The sequence below is a fragment of the Kitasatospora sp. NPDC001683 genome, assembly GCF_053596495.1.
Genome location: NZ_JBSFGK010000106.1, coordinates 1 through 23,625, shown reverse-complemented (window position 1 = coordinate 23,625; position 23,625 = coordinate 1). Strand labels below are relative to the sequence as shown.

24 protein-coding genes are annotated in these 23,625 nt (G+C 72.7%); 9 read left to right on the top strand and 15 right to left on the bottom strand.

What is annotated here, in order from left to right; translation table 11 throughout:
- From ltrA to ACWCYO_RS34945, 3 genes are all read right to left on the bottom strand, one after another.
- On the bottom strand, positions 1–948 hold a 948-nt coding region (gene ltrA / locus ACWCYO_RS34955), incomplete at its 3' end, for a group II intron reverse transcriptase/maturase (protein ID WP_449786479.1).
- Positions 949–1,482: 534 nt separating this feature from the next.
- On the bottom strand, positions 1,483–2,958 hold the full coding sequence (locus ACWCYO_RS34950) for an MFS transporter (protein WP_270141070.1): 1,476 nt from the start codon (positions 2,956–2,958) through the stop codon (positions 1,483–1,485).
- Positions 2,955–3,518 (bottom strand): helix-turn-helix domain-containing protein, encoded by a 564-nt coding sequence (locus ACWCYO_RS34945; RefSeq protein ID WP_270141072.1) that lies wholly within the window; start codon positions 3,516–3,518, stop codon positions 2,955–2,957. Before ACWCYO_RS34945 ends, ACWCYO_RS34950 begins: the two co-directional genes overlap by 4 nt.
- Positions 3,519–3,733: 215 nt before the next feature.
- Here ACWCYO_RS34945 and ACWCYO_RS34940 point away from each other — a divergent pair, with 215 nt between their 5' ends.
- A complete protein-coding gene (locus ACWCYO_RS34940; RefSeq protein WP_449786478.1) occupies positions 3,734–5,059 on the top strand; it encodes a DUF5685 family protein in 1,326 nt (441 codons plus the stop codon).
- 40 nt (positions 5,060–5,099) lie between these two features.
- On the opposite strand, the gene ACWCYO_RS34935 is transcribed toward ACWCYO_RS34940, so the two are convergent.
- Both ACWCYO_RS34935 and ACWCYO_RS34930 read right to left on the bottom strand, forming a co-directional pair.
- The gene (locus ACWCYO_RS34935) at positions 5,100–5,276 is read right to left on the bottom strand and encodes a hypothetical protein (protein ID WP_449786477.1); all 177 of its coding nucleotides are present in this window, start codon (positions 5,274–5,276) and stop codon (positions 5,100–5,102) included.
- Positions 5,266–5,409: a hypothetical protein gene (locus ACWCYO_RS34930; protein ID WP_270141075.1), complete on the bottom strand. Its 144-nt coding sequence runs from the start codon at positions 5,407–5,409 to the stop codon at positions 5,266–5,268. The genes ACWCYO_RS34935 and ACWCYO_RS34930 overlap by 11 nt, the downstream gene beginning before the upstream one ends.
- Before the next feature lie 209 nt (positions 5,410–5,618).
- Between ACWCYO_RS34930 and ACWCYO_RS34925 the strand changes: the two genes are divergently transcribed.
- Together ACWCYO_RS34925 and ACWCYO_RS34920 are read left to right on the top strand one after the other, a co-directional pair.
- A complete protein-coding gene (locus tag ACWCYO_RS34925; protein WP_449786476.1) occupies positions 5,619–6,827 on the top strand; it encodes an alginate lyase family protein in 1,209 nt (402 codons plus the stop codon).
- A 70-nt stretch (positions 6,828–6,897) separates the two neighbouring features.
- Complete coding sequence (locus tag ACWCYO_RS34920; RefSeq protein ID WP_270141079.1) at positions 6,898–7,782, top strand: chitosanase; 885 nt, start codon at positions 6,898–6,900, stop codon at positions 7,780–7,782.
- Positions 7,783–7,861: 79 nt separating this feature from the next.
- Here the strand turns inward: ACWCYO_RS34920 and ACWCYO_RS34915 are convergent, their stop codons facing one another.
- Positions 7,862–8,458, bottom strand: a complete 597-nt coding sequence (locus tag ACWCYO_RS34915) for a TetR/AcrR family transcriptional regulator (RefSeq protein ID WP_449786475.1) — start codon at positions 8,456–8,458, stop codon at positions 7,862–7,864.
- A gap of 84 nt (positions 8,459–8,542) precedes the next feature.
- Between ACWCYO_RS34915 and ACWCYO_RS34910 the strand changes: the two genes are divergently transcribed.
- Positions 8,543–9,019: a nuclear transport factor 2 family protein gene (locus tag ACWCYO_RS34910; RefSeq protein ID WP_270141082.1), complete on the top strand. Its 477-nt coding sequence runs from the start codon at positions 8,543–8,545 to the stop codon at positions 9,017–9,019.
- A 663-nt stretch (positions 9,020–9,682) separates the two neighbouring features.
- Here ACWCYO_RS34910 and ACWCYO_RS34905 read toward each other — a convergent pair.
- The 3 genes from ACWCYO_RS34905 to ACWCYO_RS34895 all read right to left on the bottom strand — a co-directional run bounded on the left by ACWCYO_RS34905 (position 9,683) and on the right by ACWCYO_RS34895 (position 12,838).
- The gene (locus tag ACWCYO_RS34905; protein WP_449786474.1) at positions 9,683–11,170 is read right to left on the bottom strand and encodes a purine-cytosine permease family protein; all 1,488 of its coding nucleotides are present in this window, start codon (positions 11,168–11,170) and stop codon (positions 9,683–9,685) included.
- 249 nt (positions 11,171–11,419) lie between these two features.
- Complete coding sequence (locus ACWCYO_RS34900; RefSeq protein ID WP_270141085.1) at positions 11,420–11,917, bottom strand: rhodanese-like domain-containing protein; 498 nt, start codon at positions 11,915–11,917, stop codon at positions 11,420–11,422.
- 285 nt (positions 11,918–12,202) lie between these two features.
- On the bottom strand, positions 12,203–12,838 hold the full coding sequence (locus tag ACWCYO_RS34895; protein WP_270141086.1) for a dihydrofolate reductase family protein: 636 nt from the start codon (positions 12,836–12,838) through the stop codon (positions 12,203–12,205).
- A 171-nt stretch (positions 12,839–13,009) separates the two neighbouring features.
- Between ACWCYO_RS34895 and ACWCYO_RS34890 the strand changes: the two genes are divergently transcribed.
- The gene (locus ACWCYO_RS34890) at positions 13,010–14,047 is read left to right on the top strand and encodes a zinc-binding alcohol dehydrogenase family protein (protein WP_449786473.1); all 1,038 of its coding nucleotides are present in this window, start codon (positions 13,010–13,012) and stop codon (positions 14,045–14,047) included.
- 169 nt (positions 14,048–14,216) lie between these two features.
- Positions 14,217–15,266, top strand: a complete 1,050-nt coding sequence (locus ACWCYO_RS34885; RefSeq protein ID WP_449786472.1) for a hypothetical protein — start codon at positions 14,217–14,219, stop codon at positions 15,264–15,266.
- Here ACWCYO_RS34885 and ACWCYO_RS34880 read toward each other — a convergent pair.
- Together ACWCYO_RS34880 and ACWCYO_RS34875 are read right to left on the bottom strand one after the other, a co-directional pair.
- Positions 15,254–15,853, bottom strand: coding sequence for a hypothetical protein (locus ACWCYO_RS34880; protein WP_449786471.1), 600 nt, complete (start codon positions 15,851–15,853; stop codon positions 15,254–15,256). The two genes, ACWCYO_RS34885 and ACWCYO_RS34880, sit on opposite strands and share 13 nt — an antisense overlap.
- A gap of 45 nt (positions 15,854–15,898) precedes the next feature.
- Positions 15,899–16,423, bottom strand: coding sequence for a MarR family winged helix-turn-helix transcriptional regulator (locus ACWCYO_RS34875; protein ID WP_449786470.1), 525 nt, complete (start codon positions 16,421–16,423; stop codon positions 15,899–15,901).
- Positions 16,424–16,505: 82 nt separating this feature from the next.
- Between ACWCYO_RS34875 and ACWCYO_RS34870 the strand changes: the two genes are divergently transcribed.
- A complete protein-coding gene (locus tag ACWCYO_RS34870; protein WP_270141094.1) occupies positions 16,506–17,798 on the top strand; it encodes an MFS transporter in 1,293 nt (430 codons plus the stop codon).
- A gap of 10 nt (positions 17,799–17,808) precedes the next feature.
- On the opposite strand, the gene ACWCYO_RS34865 is transcribed toward ACWCYO_RS34870, so the two are convergent.
- Together ACWCYO_RS34865 and ACWCYO_RS34860 are read right to left on the bottom strand one after the other, a co-directional pair.
- A complete protein-coding gene (locus ACWCYO_RS34865) occupies positions 17,809–18,717 on the bottom strand; it encodes an alkaline phosphatase family protein (RefSeq protein ID WP_449786469.1) in 909 nt (302 codons plus the stop codon).
- A gap of 128 nt (positions 18,718–18,845) precedes the next feature.
- The gene (locus ACWCYO_RS34860; protein ID WP_449786468.1) at positions 18,846–19,829 is read right to left on the bottom strand and encodes a phospholipase D-like domain-containing protein; all 984 of its coding nucleotides are present in this window, start codon (positions 19,827–19,829) and stop codon (positions 18,846–18,848) included.
- A gap of 312 nt (positions 19,830–20,141) precedes the next feature.
- Between ACWCYO_RS34860 and ACWCYO_RS34855 the strand changes: the two genes are divergently transcribed.
- Complete coding sequence (locus tag ACWCYO_RS34855) at positions 20,142–21,440, top strand: serine hydrolase domain-containing protein (RefSeq protein ID WP_270141099.1); 1,299 nt, start codon at positions 20,142–20,144, stop codon at positions 21,438–21,440.
- Positions 21,441–21,469: 29 nt separating this feature from the next.
- Here ACWCYO_RS34855 and ACWCYO_RS34850 read toward each other — a convergent pair whose 3' ends face one another.
- Positions 21,470–21,871, bottom strand: coding sequence for an AAA family ATPase (locus ACWCYO_RS34850; RefSeq protein ID WP_449786467.1), 402 nt, complete (start codon positions 21,869–21,871; stop codon positions 21,470–21,472).
- 64 nt (positions 21,872–21,935) lie between these two features.
- The gene (locus tag ACWCYO_RS34845; protein ID WP_270141101.1) at positions 21,936–22,406 is read right to left on the bottom strand and encodes a hypothetical protein; all 471 of its coding nucleotides are present in this window, start codon (positions 22,404–22,406) and stop codon (positions 21,936–21,938) included.
- Positions 22,407–22,916: 510 nt separating this feature from the next.
- On the opposite strand from ACWCYO_RS34845, the gene ACWCYO_RS34840 reads away from it, so the two are divergent.
- The gene (locus ACWCYO_RS34840) at positions 22,917–23,189 is read left to right on the top strand and encodes a BTAD domain-containing putative transcriptional regulator (RefSeq protein ID WP_449786466.1); all 273 of its coding nucleotides are present in this window, start codon (positions 22,917–22,919) and stop codon (positions 23,187–23,189) included.
- Positions 23,190–23,625: the final 436 nt, after the last annotated feature.

Below are 23,625 nucleotides of genomic sequence, written 5' to 3'. Positions count from 1 at the left end.
CCGGCCCTCTCTGAGGTCTACCACCTTCGTCTTGTCCGGGTGCAGCTCCAGCCCCAGCTCGCCGAGGATCTCCCCGACCGCCGCCAAGGCGTTCCCGGCATTGCTCACCGACCGGCACAGGACGACACCGTCGTCCGCGTACCGCACCAGCTCACCGACACCGCACTCGGCGAGCTCGGTGTCCAGGACGTGCAGGTAGATGTTGGCCAGCAAGGGTGAGATCACCCCGCCCTGAGGAGTCCCGGCGACCGTCCGCCGAACCTCCCCGTCCACCATCACACCCGCCTGGAGCCACAGCCGCAGCAGCTTGAGCACCCTGCGGTCCGACACCCGACGCCCCACCTCGGCAAGGAGCCGACCATGGTCGATCTCGCCGAAGAAGTCGCGGATGTCGAACTCCACGACGACACAGCGGCCCTCGATGAAGCCCGTCCGAAGACGCTCCATCGCCTGCAACGCCGACCGCTTCGGCCGGTACCCGTACGAGGACGGCAGAAAGTCCGCCTCGAACACCGGCTCCAGGACGATCTTCGCCGCCTGCTGGGCCACTCTGTCGCGCACCGTGGGAATGCCCAGCGGCCGCTTGCCACCCTGTGGTTTCGGGATGTCCACGCGCCTGGCCGGCGCGGGACGATACGTGCCTGAGCGGAGAGCCCGCTGGAGTTCGCCGAGCAACCGGCCAACCCCGTACCGGCTCTCCACGAACTCCAGGGTGACCCGATCCACCCCGGCGCTCCCTGCGTTGGCCCGGACCCGCTCCCACGCCTCCCACAGCACGTCACCTCTGTGGACACGGTCGTACAGGGCGTGGAAACGCCGCTCCGGAGACTGCTTGGCCGCAGCCCATAGCGCGCGTTGGAGTTGTCGCACTTTCAGGACGGACGCTCGCCCGTCCACTACGACGGGGCTCGCCCCGTCGGGGTGGTTGACCGGTCTTTCTCCGGCCATGCCCTCGCGCTTACCCCCGTCACGGGCGTGATCAAAGCTGGGGCCCTTCCCTCCCGGCGCGTTGTGTTGCACGCCGATCAGCGGTACTACGACCCCATCGGACTCCCGCTGCCCTCCGGACGACTTCACCATCGGCTTATACGTCCGGTCTCCTGCCCGACGTCAGGCACAGGCAGACGGGTCTCTCCTGTTCCGGCCCAGACTGTGCACACGTGCCGCCCTCCATACCCCGGGAGAACCCCGAGGGCTGACCCCGGAACAGGGCCCCCAGGACATGGCCTTCGCCCGGACATGAGGGGCTCGGCTTCTCCGTTGTCGGTCTGACGAGGCTGCAAGGTTCGCTTCACGCTACGGCCCGCGTGCTTGCTCCCTCCAAAGAGGCTCTTGACATCCCGCTCAGCCCGCCGCGTCTCCACGACGAACCGGGACCTGCTACCGGGCACTCCGGTGTCTACCCGGACGGGACTCCCACCCGCAAGCCTGGACCAGCTTTCAGGACGCAACATGCCCGCCACCGTACGCGCCGACCGGCCGCTACCGGACGGCTGTTCGCCCTCGGCTCAGCGCGACCGGCTCCTCCGCCGCCGGCTCCCGCCGGCTCGCCCGGCCCGCGAACACCGAGGCCAGCACCGCGAGTCCGGCCACCGCCGCGCAGACCAGGCTCGCCGTCAGGTAGGCGGCGCGGTGGCCGCCGCCCCCGGCCGTCTCCCGCAGGTAGACACCGGACAGCGCGGACACCGCCACCGCCGCCGCGATCCGCTGCGCCATCTGCAGGATCGCCCCGCTCACCCCGGCCGCCTCGGCGGGCGCGTGGCGCAGCACGTAGGCCTGGTTGGTGGAGCCCATCAGGCCGACCGAGGCGCCGCTGAGCAGTTGGAGCAGGGCGAGCAGCCAGGGCAGGACGGCGGCGGGCGCCCAGTGGGCGAGGAGCCCGTTGAGCAGCATGGCCAGCGCGGAGCCGGTCATGCCGATGGTGACGGTGCGTCGGCCGAGGCGCTGCACCACGCGCCAGGCGAGCGCGGAGGCGGTGGCCATGGCCAGCGCGGAGGGCAGCGACACCAGGGCGGCGCCCATCGGGGACAGGCCGAGGCCGTCCTGGAGGAACATGGTGAGCACCAGGGAGGCGGCCAGCGAGGAGCCGAACTGGGCCATCGCGGTGGCCGTTCCGAGGGCGTACGGCGCGGAGCGGGTGAGGGCGGGGTGGATCAGCGGGTGCCCGCCGGTGCGGGCGTAGCGGCGCTGCCATCCGATGAGTGCGCCGAGCAGCGCCAGGGCCCCGGCCGCGAAGGCGAACCAGCCGGCCCAGCCGGGCGGCTGGACGAAGGGCAGCATCAGGGCGAGGGTGAGCGCGCCGACCAGCAGCAGGCCGAGCAGGTCGAGGTCGGCGTGCCGGGTGGCGGGGCGGGGCCTGGGCAGGTGACGGACGGCCAGGGCGAGGGTGGCCAGTCCGAACGGTACGTTGAGCAGGAAGGTCAGCCGCCAGCCCAGTTCGGGGCCGGCCGCCGCCAGCACCAGGCCGCCGATCGGCGGGCCGAGGGCGAAGGCGAGGCTGCCGGTGACGGCGTACATGCCGAGGGCGCGGGCGCGCAGCTGGCCGTCGAAGACGTCCTGGAGGGTGCCGATCATCTGGGAGTTGACCAGCCCCGCGCCGGCTCCCTGGAGCAGTCGGGCGGCGATCAGCACCGTCGGGTCGGTGGCGGTCGCGGAGACCAGGCTGACCAGGGTGAACAGGGCGAGCCCGGAGACGAAGAACCACTTGCGGCCCTTGACGTCGCCGAGCCGCCCGCCGGGGATCAGCGCGAGGCCGAAGGCGAGCGAGTACCCGGCGACGATCCACTGCAGGTGCGCGGGCTGGGCGTGCAGGGTCTGGCGCAGCGCGGGGATCGAGGTGTTGAGGACGGACTGGTCGATCAGGGTGGTGAAGCCGCCCGCGACACAGACCAGCAGGACGCGGCGCCCGGCGGCGTCGAAACGTTCCTTCTTCGGTATCGGACCGCTGGCGGCGCTCACGGCTCGACCACCACCAGGGCATAGCGGGCCTCTCCCGGACCGAGACTGCGGAAGCGGCTGGTGCCGGAGCGGTAGCGCAGGCAGTCGCCGGGGCCGAGCAGATGCGGCTCGCCGTCCAGGCTCAGCTCCAACTGCCCCTCGAACAGCCAGAGGTGGTGTTCCAGGCCGGGCAGGCAGGGGCGGTCGTAGGCGATGTCGGCACCGGCCGGGAGGCGGCCCTCGATGATCTCGGCGTGCAGCGAGCCGTGCGGAGGGGAGACGGAGCGGCGCACGAAGCCGGTGGTCTCGTCCTGCCAGACCTGCTGCTCCCCGGCCCGCACCAGCGGGGCCGGGCCGGACTCCACCTCGGCGAGCAGCCGGGACATGGTCCGCCCGTGGACGGCGCAGAGCCGCCCGAGCAGCGCAGCGGTCGGGCTGACTTCGGCCCGCTCCACCCGCGACAGCGTGGACCGGCTGACGTCGGCCAGCCGGGCCAACTCCTCCAGCGTCCAGCCGCGTTCGACCCGCAGCTCGGCGAGCCGTCGTGCCAGCCGCTCGTCGGCGGCCGTGTCGATTCCCATATCCGTGATGCTATCCCGGATGTGAGATCACCTTCTCGTGCTTTTCGATGGGGCTGGCGACGGCCTGGCGACGGCTTGGCGAGGGCTTGGTGACGGACTGGCAGCAGCTCGGCTCAGGTTCGGCCCACCATGCGGCTCCTGCGGGTCGCTGATCATATGATGTCCGCCGACAAAGTGGCCGGTCAGCGGCCCATCGGGCGAGGGGGACCAGGATCGTGTTCGGCATCATCAGACCGTGCAGGCACCGACTGTCCGAACGCCTCCAGGCGTCCTGGATGGCGCACCTGTGCGGACTCTGCCTCGCCCTGCGGGACGACCACGGGCAGCTCGCCCGGACCGCCACCAACTACGACGGGCTGATCATCTCCGTCCTGGTCGAGGCCCAGGCCGCCCGGGAGGACTCCAGCTGGCGCCGCACCGCCGGGCCCTGCCCGCTGCGCGGCATGCGGACCGCCTCCGTCGCCAAGGGCGAGGGCGCCCGGCTGGCGGCCGCCGTCTCGCTCGCGCTCGCCTCGGTGAAGATCCGCGACCACGTCGAGGACCGGGACGGCGTGTTCGCCCGCCGCCCGGTCGCCGCCGGGGCCCGCGCGGTGACCCGGCGCTGGGACCGCAAGAGCGCGGGCAGCGCCTCCACCGTCGGCTTCGACACCGCCGTGCTGCTCGACGCCGCCTCCCGGCAGGGCGAGTTGGAGCGCTCACTGCTGCCCGGCAGCTCCGTGCTGCTGGTCACCGAGCCCACCGAGACCGCCACGTCGGCCGCCTTCGCGCACACTGCCGTGATCGCCGGCCGCCCCGGCAACGCCGCACCGCTCGCCGAGGCGGGACGGCTGTTCGGCCGGCTCGCCCACCTCCTCGACGCCGCCGAGGACCAGGCCGCCGACGCCGCCTCGGGCGCCTGGAACCCGCTGACCGCCACCGGCACCGACCGGGCCGAGGCCGAACGGCTCTGCCGCGACGCCGTGCACGGCATCCGGCTGGCGCTGCGCGAGGTCGAACTGACCGACCGGGCGCTGGTGCACGTGCTGCTCGGGCACGAGACGGAGAGCGCGGTGGACCGGGTCTTCGGCCGGGCCGGGCACGGGGCGAGCTGCCGCAGCGGCAAGCACGGCTCCGGCAGTGCCGGCATCGCCAGCGCGGAGCACCCGCACGACGCGCCGTCGCGTCAGGTGCCGCCGCCCGGCTACCCGGGCGGTCCGCATCCCGGCCAGGACCCGAACCAGGCGCCGGTCCCGCCGTGGGTGCCACAGGGCCCCGGCTTCATCCCGCCGCCCGGCGGGAAGCCGCCCCACCCGCGCAACCTGCTCGCCGGGTGCGCGGTGTGGGCGCTGATGGCCTGCACCTGCCAGCTGCTCTGCTGCGAGCACGACGACCCGTTCAGCCGCGAGCGCCGCAAGGGGTTCTGCGAGCGGCACGACTGCTGCGACTGCTGCAACGCCTGCGATCCCAACTGCTGCGACTGCTGCAAGTGCGGGTGCGACTGCTGCGACAACTGCGGGTGCGACGACTGCGGCTGTGACGGCTGCTGCTGCGACTGCTCGTGATCCCGGTCCTGGTCCCGCGCCTGGCCCTGGCTCTGGTCCGTCAAGCCTCGTCCGGCATGGCCTGCGGCTGACCGGACGCCACCGGCCCGGGGTGCCCCCGCAGCACCCCGGGCCGGTCCACGTCCACGTCCCGGTGCTCCTCGCCGCGCCCCTCCCCGCGCCGCCAGAGCGGCAGCACCGCCACCGGGGCGCGCGGTCCGGCGGCTTCAGGCGTCACGCCCCGCCGCCTCCCGGTCCGCCGCCAGCGAGCTCTCCAGCCCGGCCAGCAACTGCCGGAACCGCTCGGCGTCCTGTTCCGTCATCCGCCCCTCGGGCGCCGCCCCCGGCCACTCTGCCGTCCTGTCGTCCATGGGCCCGACGCTAGGCGTCGACGATCAACGGGCGATAAACGAGGGGCTGGTGGGACGGGAGGGTCCGCAGTCCTCCCGAATTCGAGGGCGTCGGGCGGCTTGGCGTGGACATGGGTTGATGGTTCAATGCCACTCGTTAGGAAGGTTTCCTAACACTTGCAAGGCCGGACCTGAGCACGACCTCCTCCCACCGAGAGGACGACTTCCCCATGGGTCGTAAGAGCACCAGGAACACCTTCAGGACACTGATCACCGGGGCCGCACTCGCCGCCCTCCTCCTGCCCGCCGCCGTCCCCGCCGAAGCCCGCACCCCGGCGGCCACCCGTGCCGCCGCCGCGTTCCAGCACCCGGGCGTGCTGGTCGGTGCGCAGCAACTCGACTTCGTGAAGCGCAAGTTGGCGGCCGGAGCCGACCCCTGGACCGCCGCCTTCGCGGACCTGCGGGCCGGCAAGTACGCCTCGCTCGACTGGCAGCCCAAACCGCGCGCCACCGTGGAGTGCGGATCCAGCTCGCACCCCGACAACGGCTGCTCCGACGAGCGCGACGACTCGATGGCCGCCTACACGGACGCCCTCCAGTGGGTGCTCACCCGCGACCAGCGGTACGCCGACAAGGCGATCTCCGTCATGGACGCCTGGTCGGGCGTGATCCGGCAGCACACCAACACCAACGCCCCGCTGCAGACCGGCTGGTCGGGCAACAACTGGGCCCGCGCCGCCGAACTGATCCGCCACTCCGGCGCCGGCTGGTCGGCCGGCGAGGTCGACCGCTTCGCCACCATGCTGCGCACCGTCTACGTGCCGCTGCTGACCCCCGGCAGCCCGCGCAAGAACGGCAACTGGGAACTGATCGAGACCGACGCCCTGATGGGCATCGCGGTGTTCCTGGACGACCGCGGTCTGTTCGACCGGGCCGTCGACCTGTGGCGGCACCGGCTGCCCGCGTACGTCTACCTCTCCTCGGACGGCGAGCTGCCGGTGGCCCCGCCGAACGCCGGGATCGAGGGCGAGTCCGCGCTGGTCAAGTACTGGAACGGCCAGTCGACCTTCGTCGACGGGCTGTCCCAGGAGACCTGCCGGGACTTCGGCCACGCCGGCTGGGGTCTGGAGGCCGCGGCCCAGGCCGCCGAGACCGCCCGGCTGCAGGGCGTGGACCTGTGGGGCGAGGGCCGCGAACGGCTCGTCAAGGCACTGGAGTTCCACACCGGCTACGACAACGGTGCGAGCGTGCCGGACTGGCTGTGCGACGGCTCGCTGAACACCGGCCTCGGCCCCGCCGTGCAGCTCGCGTACGACGAGTACCACCTGCGCGAGGGCCTCCCGATGCCGCAGACCGAGCGGTACGTGGCCGCGCACAGCCCGTTCGGGGCGGACTACTTCATCGGCTGGGAGACCCTGACCCACACCGACGCGCCCTGACCCGCACCGCTGCCCCGCACGCGTCCCCACTGCCTCCGGCGGTCGCCCCGCCGGGGATCGGAGCACAGCCATGCACACCACCCGGACCCACCGCCTCGCCGCCGTCACCGCGGCCGCCGCCCTGGTCGCCGGCACCGCCTGGGCCGCCACCACGGCGCAGGCCGCGCCCAACGGCCCGGCCGCCCCGACCGTCGCCGCAGCCCAGGCCGCCGCCCAGCGGGTCGCCGCCGGCGGGCTCACCCCCGACCAGCGCCGCCGCGCCGACCAGCTGATCAGCGTCTTCGAGAACAGCACCACCGAAATCCAGTACGGCTACGCCGAGAACATCGACGACGGCCGCGGGGTCACCGCCGGCCGGGCCGGGTTCACCACCAACGACGGCGACGCCCTCAAGGTGGTCCGCGCCTACACCGACGTCTCCCCCGACAACCCGCTGGCCCGCTTCATCCCCGAGCTGGAGCGCCTGGCCGCCGCCGGCAGCGGTGACACCACCGGCCTGCCCGAGGCCGACTACATCGCCGCCTGGCAGCAGGCCGCCCAGGACCCGGCCTTCCGACAGGTCCAGGACGACCAGGTCGACCAGCGCTACTTCACCCCGGCCATGAACCAGGCCGACCAGCTCGGGCTGACCACCGCGCTGGCCCGCGCCGAGCTCTACGACGCCTCCATCCAGCACGGCAACGGCAGCGAGTACGACGCCCTGCCCGCCCTGATCGGCCGTACCAACGCCAAGGTCGGCCTTCCCTCCACCGCCGGGGAGCGCGCCTGGCTGGACGCCTTCTTCGACGTCCGGGTCGACGACCTGAACAACCCGGCCAACTCCTCCACCGCGGACGAGTGGCGCAAGTCCGTCGACCGGGTCGAGTGCCTGCGGCGGGTCGCCGCCACCGGCAACTACGACCTGGACGGCCCGTTCACCGTCACCGCCTTCGGCTCCGGCTACACCATCGGCTGAGCCGCACCGGCCGGCGAACCGACCGGGGCCCGGGGGATGTGGGACCCGGACCCCGGCCCTTCGTCGCGCCCCCGTCCGCCTACCTCCGGGCGGTCAAGGCGGCGTCCAGGAGCAGCCGGGCCGCGTCCCGCGCGTCGGCGGCGGCGCCCGGGTCCCCGTGCACGGCCGCGGTGGTGATCGCGCCCTCCGCGAGCAGGGTGAGCTGGGCGGCGGTGGCGGACGGGGCGCCGGCGGCCTCGACCAGGCCCGCCAGATAGCCGGCGAACTCCGCCTTGTGGTGCCGGGCGGCGGCCGCGACGGCCGGCGTGGTGGCGCCCAGCTCGCCGAAGGAGTTCACGAAGGCGCAGCCGCGGAAGCCGGGCTCGGCGAACCACCGGCCGAGCCAGTCGAAGACCGAGAGCACCTGGTCCCGGGGCGTGCCGCCGGCGCGCGAGACGTGGACCGCCAGGCTCGCCCGCCACCGCGCGTCGCGGCGCTGCAGATAGGCCTCGACCAGATCGTTCTTGGACGGAAAGTGCTGGTAGACGCGCCGCATCGTCAGTCCGCAGGCGGCCCGGACGGCGTCCATCCCGACCGCCTGGACGCCCTGCCCGTAGAACAGCTCCTCGGCCGCGTCGAGGATCCGGGTTCGCGGGTCGACCTGCTCGGCCTGCTGCATCTGTCGTGCCCTTTGCATGAGAACGATGGTTCTCCTAGGGTAGCGAACGACGCGAGAACGATCGTTCTCGCCAGCGGAACGGCCGTTCTCAAGGAGAGACCCATGCCCGAGCAGCGCCCTCCTGTCCCGCCCTTCACCGAGGAGACCGCCCGCCACAAGGTCCGCGCCGCCGAGGACGCCTGGAACACCCGCGATCCCCAGCGCGTCACCCTCGCCTACACGCCGGACAGTCGCTGGCGCAACCGCGACGAGTTCCTCACCGGCCGGGACCAGATCGCCGCCTTCCTCACCCGCAAGTGGCAGCGCGAGCACGACTACCGCCTGGTCAAGGAGCTGTGGACGTACGGCGGCGACCGGATCGCCGTCCGCTTCGCCTACGAGTGGCACGACGACGACGGCCAGTGGCACCGCTCCTACGGCAACGAGAACTGGGAGTTCGACGAGCACGGCCTGATGGCCCGCCGCCTCGCCTCGATCAACGACCTCCCGATCGCCCCCGAGCAGCGCCTCCTCCACTGGCCTCTCGGCCGCCGCCCCGACCACCACCCGGGCCTCGCCGAACTCGGCCTGTCAACTTGACCCGGCCTTGAAGGAGCCGGGCTAGTGGGTAGGGCGCGGCTGGCTGTCGCCTGGCCTCCCACGTCTGAGCCACCTAGGTCGTGGTGGCTGGGACGCGTGACTCACGCCCCGCTGTCCACGCGGTCTCGCCTTTGCGGGCGATGTTGTGGGACGCGTTGATGTCCGCGTGCATGGCGCTCCCGCAGGAGCGGCACGCGAACGTTGCCTGGTCGATGGTGCCCTTGGCCTGGAGCTTCTTGCGCAGGTCCAGCTGCCGTTTGGGCGGTGCCGGTTCAGACCGCGGCCGGCGGCCCGGTACCCGGTTGAGGTGGTGGCGATGTTGGAGATGCCGAGGTCCACGCCGCCGAAGGCGGCCGGGTCCTCGTTCAGCGGCGCCTCGGGCACCTCACAGGTCGCGACCAGGTAGAACTTGCCGTCACGCTCGATCAGGTCGCACTCGCCCTTGCGGTGCTCGCGGAGCATCGTGAGCGCGTCGAACGCCACTGCCGACACCCAGCACGCGGCCTCGTTGACCGTACGCAGGGTGGAGCGCAGCACGGCGGCCTGCTCGGCCTCCGGCACCAGCTTCACCCGCACCACGACCTTCACGCATCAAAACCGGACCGCCCGGTCGCCCGCTCAGCTGAGCGGGCGACCGGGCGGTCCGGTGCGTCGGGAGTGCGGTCAGACGGTGACCGGCTCGCTCCGCTCCGACTGGACGTCGGCGGGCTCCGCGGCGGTGGCGGGGGTGCCAGTGGCGTTCTCCCGGGGCGCCGGAAGGACGGCCATGATCACGCCGGAGATCACGATGGTCGCCGCCCAGGCGAGCCCGTACTTGCCGACGAACGTGCCGGAGAACGGACCGGCGAACCAGTCGCACTTGGTGAGCCCGAGCCCAATCAGCAGCGCGAGCACCCACGACACCATCGCCTGCCAGCAGAAACCGCCCACGTACCAGTACCGGCTGCCCTTGCCGGTGTCCATCAGCGCGGCGGCGTCGTAGCGCACCGCGCGCGTCCGGCGGCGGAACATGTCCACCGCGTAGACGCCGATCCAGGCCGAGAAGGAGACGGCGAGCAGGATCAGGAAGGTGATGAAGGAGCCCAGGAAGCTCTTGGCGACCAGCATCAGCAGCAGGCCGCCGACCAGCGAGATCACGGCGTTGATGCTGACGGCCATGGCGCGCGGCAGCTTGACACCCATGGTCTGCGCGGTGAAGCCGGCCGAGTACATGGAGAGGCTGTTGATCAGCAGCATGCCCACGATCGCGGTCAGCAGGTAGGGCACGGCCAGCCAGGTCGGCAGCAGGTCACCGAGGAAGGAGACCGGGTCCGCGGCGTCCGCCAAGCCGGGCGAGGCCACCGCCATCACGGCGCCCATCAGCACCATCGGCACCATCACCAGGCCGGCACCGGAGACCGTCACGCCGACGATCTTCCGGCCGGAGGCGGCGTGCGGCAGGTAGCGGGCGAAGTCCGGGCCGGTGGGGACCCAGCTGATGCCACCGGCGGCGATGGTCCCGATGCCGGCGATCATCATCGCGGTGGTGCCCGCGGGCTTGGAGAAGACCTCGCCCCAGTGCATGGTCGCGACCAGGTAGCCCAGCACCAGGACGCTGAAGACGCCGAAGAGGTACGTCGACCAGGTGTTGCAGACGTTCAGCGCCTTCCGGCCCATCCCGGAGACCAGGAAGGTGCAGGCGACGAAGGCGAAGAGCGTGATCACGATCAGCGCGGTGTTGCTCTTGACGCCGAAGAGCAGGTCGAGCACGGTCAGCACGGCGTAGGCGCCGGTGACGGCGTTGATCGTCTCCCAGCCGAACCGGGCGATCCAGAGGATCGCGCCGGGGAAGAGGTTCCCCCGCACCCCGAAGGTGGCCCGCGAGAGGGTCGCGCCCGGCGCCCCGCCCCACTTCCCGGAGACGGAGAGCACGCCGACCATCCCGAACGAGACGAGCGCGGCGCAGGCCGCGACGATCAGGACCTGCCAGAAGTTCAGGTGGTTGAACACCACCAGGGCGGCACCCATGGTGAGCAGCAGGACGCTGATGTTCGCCGCGACCCAGGTCGGGAAGAGCTCGCGGACTCTGCCCCGGCGCTCGTGGTCGGGGACGGGTTCGATACCGCGGGTCTCTATCGCGCCGTCGGTGTCGACGGTGGACAGGTTGTCCATGAGGCTGGCTCCGTGCACTGTGAAGCGGGAGATAATTCGGGCAAATGACATATATGTGGAACTCTTCGCGCGTAGCGCGGGAGTTGAGCCATCCTACTGTGTTCCAGATGTGACCTGACTGATGCGCTTGCTTGCTGGCCATCGCCGGCGGCCGAGCACTCGAACCCCGGCCGTCCCCGGTGCCGGTCCGGCCGGACGGCTTCGCCCCCGCCCCGCCCCACTCACGCCGCCCGGCCGGGGCGGTGGTGTTCAGCATGCGCAGGAGATGCCCGAGCGCGGGGCGGTCAGGTCGTCGACGGGGCGCTGGTCGGTACCGGTGGCGGTCTCGTAGGCGAAGCCCTCGCGTGCCCAGTACTCGAAGCCGCCGAGCATCTCCTTGACCGGGTAGCCGAGGCGGGCGAAGGCCAGCGCCGCGCGGGTCGCGCCGTTGCAACCGGGGCCCCAGCAGTAGGTGACCACGGTCCGGGTCGGGTCGATCAACTGCGGTGCCAGCTCGGCGATCCGCGCGGTGGGGATGTGCAGGGCGCCGGGGAGGTGGCCCTGGTCCCAGGCGACCTGACTGCGGGTGTCGACCACCACGACGCCGGGGACGCCGGACGCCAGATCGGCGTGGACGTCGGAGACGTCCGCCTCGAAGGCGAGCCGCGCGGCGTAGTGGGCGGCCGCCTCGGCCGGGGCGGCGGCGGGCACGCTCAGGACGGCGCTGGCGATCTCGGCGGAAGCGGTGCCGGTGGCGGTGGCAGACATGGGCGGGTACCTCGGGTTCTCGCTGGTCGGGACGGGATCCGGTGGGCCGTGCCGGGTCCCCCCGGTCGGCGTTGGCTCCATCCTCTGGCCCCCGGGCCCGCCCCACGAGTGGCGTGAACGCCCGAGGTCGCCAAGATCCCGCCAGTCGTACGCCGTCGGCCCGCCGCCGGAGGATGCCGACATCACGATCACACCCGGGCTGGTGACCAGGCACCCGATCCCGCCAGGAGTGGAACGCCCACTACCGCTGGCGGCGCTGAGCCCCGCCCCCTCCTCCCCCAGATTTCAGTCGCCGCGGCCGACGCCGCGATCGGGCGCGCCCATGTCCCCGGTCCGGGGTGTGCCCTCGGCGAGTCCGTAGCGCAGCTGGACGACGCCGTTCGGGCTGGCGGCCGGCGGTTCCAGGAGCGTGATGTTCGTGGGCACCGCGCCACCGTCGAACACCTTCTTCCCGACGCCGAGCACGATCGGGTGCACCCAGAGGTCGAGCCGGTCGAACAGCTTCTCCCGCAGGAGGGTCTGCACCAGGTTCAGGCTGCCGACGACCTTGACGTGCCGGTGCCGGTCCCGGACCTCGCGCACCGCGCCGGCCAGGTCCGGGCCGAGCTGGGTGGACCCGGCCCACGAGAGGTCGGGCCGGCCGCGGGAGGCCACGTACTTCGGGATGCTGTTGAAGAGTGTGGCGAACGCGTTGTCCTTCTGGTGCGGCCAGTAGGAGGCGAACAGCTCGTAGGTCCGCCGGCCGAGCAGGAGGGCGTCGGTGCCCTCGTACGCGGCGGCGATCTGCGCCCCGGAGACCTCGTCCACCAGGGGCGCCTGCCAGCCGCCGAACGGGAACCCCTCCGGGTCCTCGTCGGGGCCGCCGGGTGCCTGCCCGACGAGGTCGAGGGTCGCGAACAGCTCGATGTGGATGAGGCCCATGCCTGTGCTCCTGACGAGTCGGTTGTCCGGGCTGATCACGGTCCACGACTACCGGGTCCGCGCCACCCCGTGGCGGCACGTCATCCGCGCGGCGGCGCGGGCTCGGCGCCGTGTTGACACTGCATAACCTCTACGCCAAATCAGAACGGTTAGTGGATTAGAGTGGCCGCCATGACCCACGAGACCCCCAGCACCACGATGCCCGCCGTCGCCTACCGCAGGAGCCTGCCGATCGACGACCCCGAGAGCCTGGTCGACGTCGAGCTCCCGATCCCCGAGCCCGGCCCGCGGGACCTGCTGGTCCGGATCGAGGCGGTGGCCGTCAACCCGGTCGACTGCAAGGTCCGGCGCACCACCGACCCGGCCGGCGCACCCAAGGTGCTGGGCTGGGACGCGGCGGGCACCGTCGTCGCCGTCGGCGCCGAGGTGGAACTCTTCCGGGTCGGCGACGAGGTCTACTACGCCGGCGCCATCGACCGCCCCGGCGCCAACTCCCGCTACCACAGCGTCGACGAGAGCCTGGTCGGACGCAAGCCCGCCTCCCTCTCCTTCACCGAGGCGGCAGCGATGCCGCTGACCTCGCTCACCGCCTGGGAGGGCCTGTTCCACCGCCTCGGGCTGCGCGACGGCGCCCCTGAGCAGACCGGCACGCTGCTGGTGACGGCGGCCGCCGGCGGCGTCGGCTCGATGGTCGCCCAACTGGCGCGCGCCCTCACCGGCCTCACCGTCATCGGCACCGCCTCCCGCCCGGAGACGACCGCCTTCGCCCGCCGCATGGGCGCCGACCACGTGGTCGACCACACCGAGCCCCTCGCCCCACAGCTCGCCGCGCTCGCCCCCGACGGCATCGACCACGTCTTCAGCACCACCGGCACCGAACGCAACCTCCCCGGCTACGCGGAGGTGCTCAAGCCGTTCGGCCGGATCGTCGCCATCGACGACGTCGACTCCCTGCCGATGGGCCTGCTCAAGACGAAGAGCATCGCGTTCCACTGGGAGTCGATGTTCACCCACTCCCGGTTCACGACCCCCGACCGGTCCGTGCAGCACCACGTCCTCACCCGGATCGCACGCCTGGTCGACGCCGGCATCCTGCACACCACCGCCACCCGGGACCTCGGCCCCGTCAACGCCGCCAACCTCCGCGCGGCCCACCGACTGCAGGAGTCCGGCACCGCCATCGGAAAGACGACCCTCACGGGATTCTGACCAACCCCAGCCGGCGGCCGGCCCGTTGTCCCGCCGTTCCGCGCGTTCGAGCCACTGACGTTCCCCGCTGTTCCAGGGCTGTGACACGGCGGGCACCGGGCGCTGACCTCGGGCTGGCAACCTCCTTGACGAAAGCTCACGCACCACCGAGGGGGAACGGGAAATGTCCGTGCGCAACAGATTCGGCAGCGCCGCCGCGATCGCTCTGATGACCACCGTCAGCGCGGTCCTGCTCTCCGCCTGCGGCCCCGACAATGCCGACTCCGGTTCCAGCGCCGCGCCCGGTGCCACCGGCGCGCCCGGGACCAGTGCGCCCGGGGCGGCGGTGCCGGGTGGCGGCGCGCACTCCGGCAGCCCGGCTCCCGGGGGGAAGAAGGAGGTCAACGGGACCTCGGTCGCCAACCACCTGACCATCAGCACGGGCACCAAGGGCGTCGCGATGAACGGCACCGTGGTGGACTTCGGCACCGTGGTGCGTGACCTCGCGTGGTCACCCGACGGGAAGAAGGTCGTCTACGTCGGCGAGAGCGGCGACCTGATGACGGCCGACCCGGACGGCAGCGGGAAGGCGACCCTGGCCAAGCACCCGGCCGGGGAGGAGTGGTCCCACCCGACCTGGCAGCACGCCGCGAAGGGGCCCAGCGGTGACGCCGTGCCCAACGAGACCGAGCGCTACAACAACATCGTGTTCACCGCCAAGAAGGCGGGCGTGCTGCGGCTGGTGAAGGTCCCCGCCAAGGGCGGGGCGGTCGAGGACCTCAGCCCGCACAACTCCGAGGGCGGCGACAACGCGAGCCTCCCGCAGCCGCCGCAGACCGGCAACACCTGGGCCAACGCGGGCGGCCAGCACGCCGAGATCGCGTTCGCCAACACCCCGGCGAACGAGGTGTACATCTACGACGACTACATCCGCCCGGCCACCCAGGACATCGGCAAGGGCTCGCAGCCGGCCCTGTCCCCGGACGCCCGGCAGATCGTCTTCGTGCGCGCGGTGAACGGCCACGACCACCTGTTCACCCGCTCCACCGAGTACGACCAGAAGGCCGAGAAGGACCTCACCCCCTCGGCCACCACGGACTTCACCGAGCCCGCCTGGTCCCCCGACGGCAAGACCGTCGCGGCCCGCACCCCGGAGGGCGTCGACACCGTACCGGCCGACGGCTCCGCCGCGCCGACCCAGGTCTCCACCATCGTCGGCCTGCCGGTCTACCGGCCCTGATCCGGCGCCGAACGGGCCAACTCCGCCCGCAGCTCGGCCAGGTGCTCGTCGGCCGACTCGTGCGGCAGGAACTCGACCACGTCGAGGAAGCGGAACAGCACCCGGGTCTCGGTGACGGCGTACTCGTAGTCACCGAACCCGACCACCGCCCCCGTCCCGCCGCGGGCGGCGCCGCGGACGGCGGCGGCGGTCAGCCCGTCGCCGGTGTCCCCGGCGGTCACCTTCCGGCGGGCGTTGGGCCGGGCCAGGTACGGGCACACCATCGACGCGTACAGCATGCAGGCGCGGTGCCCGGGGCCCTCCATGGTCGGCGCGAGGTTGCGGTACGGGCGCCCCGCCGCGATCGCCTCCGCGATCGCGGCGCTCTCGGCCGGCCCGACCACCCGCCACACCGGGCCGCGCGCCATGAACGCCCCGCACACCGAACAGCGGCGCTGCAACGCGCAGTCGGCGCTGCGCCCGTGATCGGTCAGCGCGAACTGCGGCTGCCCGTCCTGCCACGGTGTGATCGCCGGCACCGGGTACCCGCGCCCGTCCCGGGGTCGCTCCCCCACCCCGTCCGGCATCGGCACTAGTTCGAATCGCACGACCCTATCGATACCAGGCGCGCGTGCCACCGGTCGAGAGGCGCCCTACTCGCCCGCCGACTCCTGGATGAGCATCACCTTCCGCAGCAGGTCGGAGAGCGTGCGCCGCTCGTCCTCGGAGAGCACGCCCAGCAGGCGGTGTTCCTCGCGGCCGACCACGTCCAGGGCCTCCTGCCAGGCGGCGCGGCCGGCCTCGGTCAGCACGATGTCCACCTTGCGGCGGTCCTCCGTCGAGGGGGTGCGCAGGACGAAGCCCCGGCGTTCCAGGGTCTCCAGCCGGCCGGTGACGGAGGCGGGGGCGAGGTTGAGGTCGGCGCGCAGGTCGGAGGGGGCGGCGTGGCCGCCGCGGCCGGCCAGGACGTGCAGGGTGTCGAACTCGTGCTTGTGCAGGCCGTAGTCGGCGACGCCCTGTTCGCGGACCCGGCCGAGGTGGCGGGTGAGCCGGGACATCCGGGTCACCGCGCCCTCGATGTCCGGGTCGAGGCCGGGAAGCACCGGCAGCCAGCGGTCGAGGTGGCCGTCCGTCCAGTCGCGGGGCGGGGTCGGCTGCTGGTCAGGGCGCTCGGGCATGGGAGGAGTCTACAAAGGGCAAGTCTATACGGCGCCAAAATATTCGTTGCCAAAACTTCGGCACCGAAATACAGTTCCGCGGGTGATCCGAGATGCCGCACCAGGGCGCCCCGCGCCCCAACACCCCTTGCGCCTGCGCGACTTCCGTCTGCTCTTCCTCGGCCGGACGGTCTCCACCCTCGGCGACGCCGTCGTCCCCGCCGCCCTCGCCATCGCCATCACCCGCGCCACCGGCTCCTCCGGCGCGCTCGCCCTCGTCCTCGGCTGCGCGATGGTGCCGCGACTGCTCCTGCTGCCCTTCGGCGGGGTGGCCGGCGACCGCCTCGACCCGCGCCGCGTCGCGCTCACCACCGACCTGCTGCGCGCCGCCACCCAGCTGCTCGTCGGCCTCGAACTCCTCGGCGCCCGGCCGGACCTGACCCACATCGCGATCGCCTCTGCGGCCGGCGGCCTCGCCTCCGCCTTCGCCATGCCGACCGCCTCGCCACTGGTCCGGGCCGCCGTCCCGGCCGAGCACCGGCTGCGGGCCAACGCCCTGCTCGGCTCCGCCACCAGCGCCGCCCGGCTCGGCGGCCCGGCGCTCGCGGGCGTCCTGGTGTACACCGCCGGGCCCGGCTGGGCCTTCGTCGCGGACGGCGTCTCGTTCCTGCTGAGCGCCGCCCTGCTCACCCGGGTCCGCATCGCCCCGGCCCGCTCCGGGCAGGCCTCCGCCGAGAAGCGCACGCTGCGCCGGGACCTCGCCGAGGGCTGGCGCGAGGTGCGCGCCCGGGACTGGTACTGGACCAGTCTGGTCGCCCACGGGGTGTGGAACGGCGCGAGCGCGGTCGCGCTCACCCTCGGTCCGCTGATCGCCGCCACCCGCCTCGGCGGGGACGGCGTCTGGGTGGCGGTCACCCAGGCCGGGGCCGTCGGCCTGCTGCTCGGCTCGCTGGCGGCCGGACGGCTCCGGCCCCGGCGCCCGGTGCTGGTCGGCAACCTGGCGCTCGCGCTGTTCGGGCTTCCGCTGCTGGCGCTCGCCGTTCCGGCGCCCGCGCCCGTCACGGTGGCGGCGTACGGGGTGGCGATGGCCGGGCTGGGCTTCCTCAACCCGGTGTGGGAGACGGTGGTCCAGCGGGAGTTCCCGGCGCAGGTGCTGGCCCGGGTCACCTCGTACGACTGGCTGCTCTCGCTGGCCGCCGCGCCGCTCGGCTACGTACTGGCCCCGCTGGCCGCCGGGGCCTGGGGCAGCCGGGTGCCGCTGCTGGCGGCGGCCGTGCTGGTGACGCTGGTGTGCGCGGGCACCGCGGCGGTGCCGGGGGTGCGCCGGCTCGGCACCCAGCCGGAGAAGCCGGCACCGGCGACCGTCGAGCGGCCGCCGGTCCGGGTCAACTCCTAGGAATGGAAAGTCAGTTCCAGATGCCGGTGACGTCCGTCGCGGTCGCCGCGTTGCCCGCGTGGCCGCTCGCCCCGGCGAGGTCCTCCAGGGTGCGCAGCACGTTGTAGTGGTTGTAGGTGGTCGACGAGCTGCTGCCCGGGGCGACGTGGGCGCCGTAGAGCACGGTCGGGATCCGGTTGCCGGACAGGCTGTTGTCCTCGTCGAAGGTGACCACCAGCAGGCTGTTGTGGCTCTGCGCCCAGGTGGCGTACGCGCCCAGGTTGTTCTTGATCCAGGTGTCACCCGTGCTGATCGAGCAGTCGTGCATGTCGCTGCACAGGTTCGGGATCACGAAGGAGACCTTCGGCAGGGTGGTGTAGTCGGTCGGGAACTGGGCGAAGGTCAGCGCGCTGTTCAGCGGGACGTTTCCGAAGCCGAACCAGGGATTGTGCTTCTGCGCGTAGTTGCCGTAGCTGCACACCGTGCTGCCCTGGCTGGGCAGGGACTCGTTGTAGCTGGCCCAGGTCTTCCCGGCGGCGATCACCTCGGAGGCCAGGTTCGGGGCCTGGAAGCCGCCGACCGTCACGCAGCTGTCGTCGACCCTGCCCTGGGTGGAGCCGGAGAACAGGGCGTAGTAGTTCGGCTCGCTGGGGTGGGTGATGGCGTAGGACTGGGTGAGGTTGGCGCCGCCCGCCTTCAGGGTGTTGTTGATGTACGGCGCGCTGCTGCTGCCGATGATCTGGCTGTAGGAGTGGTTCTCCATCACCACGACGATGATGTGGTCGGGCGCGGGCAGCCCGGCCGCCTGCGCGGTGGTGGCGGTCGCCGCCCAGAGGCCGGCGGAGGCGGCGACGAGCGCGACGGCCGAGCCGATCGCGGTCGCGGTGCGGCGGGATCGGGGACGGGGGGAGTCGTTCAGGGGCTTCGCGGACGAAGTCATGACGTTTCCTCGGGTGGAGGGCGGCCCTCGGCGGGCCGCCCGGAACGGGAGGTGACGGACTGTCGTGCTTTCGCCGAACGGGACGGACGGGTCGAACGGGCCGAACGGGCCGAATGGGCCCAACAGGCCTAGTACGGCGTGCCGTTGGCAAAGTCGGTGGCGAAGGTCGACTCGATCGTGTTGAGCACGCCGGAGTCGGAGACGATCAGGCCCAGCTCGCGGTTGTTGTTCAGCGAGTTGTCGGAGAAGTTCTCCGAGCCGGCGAACACCTTCGCGGTGGAGGTGCCGTAGTCGGCGACGATGGCCTTGGCGTGGATGTACAGACCGGTGGTCGAGGAGTAGGTGACCACCTTGGCGCCGGCCGCGGTCACCTGGTCGAAGTAGGAGCCGTACGAGTCGGGGTTCATGCCGACCACGCGCACGGTGACGCCGCGGTCGGCGGCCGCGGTGATCGCGTCGACCAGGGTCGGGTCGCCGAACTCCAGCTCCTCGACGTCCAGGGAGGTCTGCGCGCCGTTGATCAGCGCCAGCAGGCGGGACTGCGAGTCGGTGGGCGACCAGACCAGGTTGTCGCCGTCGGAGGGGGTGATCGAGGTCTTGGCGTAGTCGGCGGCGAAGACCTGCTCGATCGCGGCGACGTCGTTGGCGTCGGTGTCGATGACGCCGTAGTCGCGGCTGCTGGAGTAGTAGGTGGCGTCCAGGTTGCCGGTCATGATGATCGAGGTGGCGCCGTCCACGGTGACGGTCTTCTGGTGGGTGTAGACGAACGCCGAGGAGGAGTACGTCACGCCCACGCCGGCCGCCTTCAGGGCGTTGTAGGCGGTGCCGTTGACCGAGGTGTGCTGGCCGTCCAGGATGACCCGCACCTTGACGCCGGCCCGCTGACGGGCGATCAGGTCGTTGACGGCGGTCGTGTCGCGCAGCTCGTACATCGTGACGTCGACGGACTTGGTGGCCGAGTTGATCAGGTTGTTGACCACCGTGTGGCTCTGGTCGGGGAAGACGACGGCGGTGTACGTGCCGGTGGCGTGGGCGGTGCCGGTGGCGGATATCAGGCCGGCGCCGGCGAGCAGCAGGGCGCCGGCCCGGCGCGCGAGGGTGGCCAGGGGCATGGGGACTCCATGGTCGGTGAGGGGAAAGTCGGCGAGGGGGAAGTCGCTGAGCGGGAGGCCCGGTGCGGGGTGACACCGGGCGGCGGACGAGCGCCCGATCAGCATGGGGTCGGAGCGGTCAACGCGGGTAGATGACGGGAGGTAAAACCTTGGCCCCGGGCCGGGAAACGAACGGTGAGCCCGGCGAATCAGCCGGAAGACCGGCGATGCAGGCGAACCGGTTCACATTGCCACCGGCCGCCCGCACCGGTGATAGTGATCTCCGATCGACGCGATCCGACGCCGCGTCAGCCCACGAGAGAGCCGAGGAACATGGCGAAGACCAGCCTTCTGCGTCCGCTCGCGGTGACCGCCGCCGCTGCCGTCCTGGCGGCGGTCGCGACCGCGCCCGCCCTGGCAGCCGACCGGGACGGCTCTACCCTGCCGGCCCCCGACACGGCCGGGGTGCTCAGCGCACTTCAGGCCACCACGGCTGCGGGCGCCCCGGGCTCCTTCGCGGTGATCCACGACCACGGCGACGACGACCGGACCCGCTCACTGACCGTCGGCAGGGCGAACCTGGACGGGACGCCGATGAACTCCGGGTGGAGGTTCCGGGTCGGCAGCAACAGCAAGATGTTCGCCGCCGTTCTCGTGATGCAGCTGGCGCAGGAGGGCCGGATCGACCTCGACAAGCCGCTGCGCGACTACCTCCCGGCCGGCACCCTCCCGGACGACTGGACCATGACCGGCCGTCAGGTGATGGAGCACCGGGCCGGCATCTACGACCACACCGACGACCTGCTGGAACAGCCCGGTGAGGAGACCACCTCCGCCTTCGAGGCCCGCATCCGCACCAAGGTGTACGCCCCGGCCGACCTGGTCGCGATGTCCGTCAAGCACGGGCAGCAGTACCCGCCGGGCAGCCGCTACTCCTACTCCAACACCGACTTCGTGCTGATGGGCCTCGCCGTCGAACACCTCACCGGCCGCCCGTACCCGGACGTGCTGCGCGAGCGGATCATCGAGCCGCTCGGCCTGGAGAAGACCTCCTTCGTCGTCCCCGACCAGCGGATCCGGGGCGCCCACGTCACCGGCTACCTCACCAACGACGACCGCACGAAACCGCTGCTGGACTCCACCGAGCAGACCGGCTCCTGGGTGTGGAGCGCCGGGGCGGTCATCTCCTCCGCCGAGGACCTCGACACCTTCCTCACCGCACTGATGGCCGGCAGCTCCGGCGGGCTGGTCTCGGACGACTCGCTGCGCCAGATGGAGGCCGCGCTGCCCACCCCGAGCGCCAGGATCTCCTACGGACTGGGGCTGCGCCGCATCTCCCTGTCCTGCGGGGACGTGTACGGGCACGGCGGCATCGTCCAGGGCTACCAGACCCAGTCCTTCACCACCCCGGACGGGCACCGCACGGTGGTGGTCTTCGCCAACGCTTCCAACAACGGCTCCGTCACCCAGGGGCTGATGAACGCGCTGGAGCCGGCCTTCTGCGGGAAGAAGCCGGCGGTCGCACCGCGGACGGCCTTCGCCCCGACCGCGCAGGACGGCCAGGCCGACCAGGGCGCGTCGGGCAGCCAGGACGATCAGGCGCTGCCGGTGGTGGAGGACACCCGGATCTGACCCCGCTCGCCGCCGCGTCCGGGGCCTCGCTACACGAGGCCCCGGACGGGCGCCAGGGCCCGGGCCAGCAGCGCCCTGGCGTCGTCCAGCAGGATCAGGATCCGGCGCTCGGCGAGGAGTTCGCGGTAGCGGGCCGCCCGCTCCTCCAGCCCGGCGGGAACGGCCTCCGGCGCGACGCCGAGGTCGGCGAGGAACCCGGCGAGGACGTCGGCGGGCCGGCGCGGGCCGTCCGGGTCGCCGCCGCGCAGGTCGGCGTGCGGGAGGCCGTCGGGGAAGCGCTGCGCCGCCCGGTGCTGGACCAGGGCGGTCTTGCCCACCCCGGACGGTCCGGTGACCAGGATCGGGCGTGCGGTCCGCGGCGACAGCCAACGCCTCGTGCAGCCGGGCGAGTTCGGCGGCGCGGCCGACGAACCGGCGGTCCGGCGCGGCATGCCGCGCCAACTGCTCGCCCTCCCTCTCGTCGTGGGACCGTACGCCGGACCGGACCCGGCCGGTTCACCTCGCGGGCTCGCCCTCCGTCCGGTCCGGGGCCTCCTCGAGGTCGGCCCACGCCGGGGGCGTCCTGAGGTCCGGACCGGCGAGCACCAGCACGTCGAACGGCGCGTACTCGTTGCCGTGGTCCCGGGCGGTGTAGCCGGCCGCCGACAGGATCGCGATCACCGCGGCGGCCATCGCCGCCTGGGCCTCACCGGACTGGCGGATCGCCGGGGTCACCTCCTGGTACCGCTGCACGTCCGCCACCGCCCTGCCGCGCAGCCGGGGGCTCACGAGCCAGCTCACCACCACCTCCGGTTCCTCACCGAAGTGCTGGTTCCAGGCGCTGACCCGGACCTCCGCCCCGGCGGCCAGTCCCCGGTCCAGGCCCGGGGCCACCACCGGCAGCCCGGCGGCGGCGAGTTCGTCGCGGACCCGCTGGGCCAGCCGCTCGAACCGGGCGTTCACATGTCTGCCGAGAGTCTCGTCCATGCCCGCACGCTATCGGCCCGCCCCGCCACCGCGCTCCGCCCGGGTGACGGCCGGGATTCCGGCAAGGCAACCATCCGCCGCCCGTGCGGGCTCCGTACCCCTGGAGGCCCCGCCGGCGGCGAGCGGACGAGTGCGGACCGGACAGGTGTGCGCATTACACAGCTCCACCCCGAGGGCCGCCTTCGGGTCTCGGGTGCGGCAACGTTGGGGGGCACTGGTGCGGATTCGGCTGCTCGGGCCGGTGGAGCTGGAGGTCGCGGAGCCCGCGGTCTCGCCACCCTGGCGGGGTCGCAGCGGCGGGCGGTCCTGGCGCCGCCGGCGCTGCGGCTGGGCCAGGTGGTCGGCATGGACCGGTTCTGCGAGCTGCTGTGGGGGGGGAACGGCCGCCGGCCAGTGCCCGGGCGGCGGTGCAGGGGCACGTCGCGGCGCTGCGCAAGGTGCTCGCCGACACCCCCGTTCGAGCTCCACACCCGGACCTGCGGCTATCTGCTGAGCGGGCTGGCCGAGGAGGTGGACGCGCTGCGGTTCACGGCGCTGGCCGAGCGCGCCGACCGCGGTGCGCCCGACGAGGCGATCGCACTGCTGGAGGAGGCGCTGCGGCTGTGGCGCGGCGAGGCCCTGGCCGATCTTCCGGACACCCCGTTGCGCGCCGCCACGGCGGACCAGCTGAAGCAGGCCGCCACGGCCGCGCTGCTCGGTCAGCACCGCGACCCACCCGGCCAGCCGTTCCCGCTCCGCCACCGTCCCCCCGGGCGCGGACGGGTGCACGTCCACCACGAGTGACCGCGCCACGGCCAGCGGTCCCGGCGCCGTCTCCGGTCGGTGCTGCCGGTCCGGCGGCAGCCGCAGCACCAGCCGCCGGGCGACGGCCGTCACCTCCGCCGCGGTGCCTCCCGGCAGGGCCAGGGCGGGCGGCCCCGGCACCTCCGGCGCGCCCATCCGCACCAGGGCCTCGACGTAGGCGCGCACCTCCGGGCCGTTCGCTTCCATCCCCTGTTCCTCCCCCGTCGCGTTCCGGCCCGCTCAACGTGGCTTCCGTCGGGCGGGGTTCAGCCTCGGCCCGGCGGCCACCCACCGGTACGGGTGCGGCCGCCTTGTCCTCGTCCGCCATGAAAGCAGTCGACGGTCGGCCTGGGCAACGTCACCGTCCCCGGCGACCGCAACGACGGCACCGGACGGCACGTCTACCAGCTCAACCCGGTGGACGGCCGGCCGTCCA

Coding starts and splice junctions, on each gene's coding strand:
- ACWCYO_RS34945 (WP_270141072.1), bottom strand. CDS start 3,518: ATGGGAATCGACACGGCCGCCGACGAGCGGCTGGCACGACGGCTCGCC.
- ACWCYO_RS34930 (WP_270141075.1), bottom strand. CDS start 5,409: ATGGACGACAGGACGGCAGAGTGGCCGGGGGCGGCGCCCGAGGGGCGG.
- ACWCYO_RS34925 (WP_449786476.1), top strand. CDS start 5,619: ATGGGTCGTAAGAGCACCAGGAACACCTTCAGGACACTGATCACCGGG.
- ACWCYO_RS34920 (WP_270141079.1), top strand. CDS start 6,898: ATGCACACCACCCGGACCCACCGCCTCGCCGCCGTCACCGCGGCCGCC.
- ACWCYO_RS34915 (WP_449786475.1), bottom strand. CDS start 8,458: ATGCAAAGGGCACGACAGATGCAGCAGGCCGAGCAGGTCGACCCGCGA.
- ACWCYO_RS34910 (WP_270141082.1), top strand. CDS start 8,543: ATGCCCGAGCAGCGCCCTCCTGTCCCGCCCTTCACCGAGGAGACCGCC.
- ACWCYO_RS34905 (WP_449786474.1), bottom strand. CDS start 11,170: ATGGACAACCTGTCCACCGTCGACACCGACGGCGCGATAGAGACCCGC.
- ACWCYO_RS34900 (WP_270141085.1), bottom strand. CDS start 11,917: ATGTCTGCCACCGCCACCGGCACCGCTTCCGCCGAGATCGCCAGCGCC.
- ACWCYO_RS34895 (WP_270141086.1), bottom strand. CDS start 12,838: ATGGGCCTCATCCACATCGAGCTGTTCGCGACCCTCGACCTCGTCGGG.
- ACWCYO_RS34890 (WP_449786473.1), top strand. CDS start 13,010: ATGACCCACGAGACCCCCAGCACCACGATGCCCGCCGTCGCCTACCGC.
- ACWCYO_RS34875 (WP_449786470.1), bottom strand. CDS start 16,423: ATGCCCGAGCGCCCTGACCAGCAGCCGACCCCGCCCCGCGACTGGACG.
- ACWCYO_RS34865 (WP_449786469.1), bottom strand. CDS start 18,717: ATGACTTCGTCCGCGAAGCCCCTGAACGACTCCCCCCGTCCCCGATCC.
- ACWCYO_RS34860 (WP_449786468.1), bottom strand. CDS start 19,829: ATGCCCCTGGCCACCCTCGCGCGCCGGGCCGGCGCCCTGCTGCTCGCC.
- ACWCYO_RS34855 (WP_270141099.1), top strand. CDS start 20,142: ATGGCGAAGACCAGCCTTCTGCGTCCGCTCGCGGTGACCGCCGCCGCT.
- ACWCYO_RS34850 (WP_449786467.1), bottom strand. CDS start 21,871: ATGCCGCGCCGGACCGCCGGTTCGTCGGCCGCGCCGCCGAACTCGCCC.
- ACWCYO_RS34845 (WP_270141101.1), bottom strand. CDS start 22,406: ATGGACGAGACTCTCGGCAGACATGTGAACGCCCGGTTCGAGCGGCTG.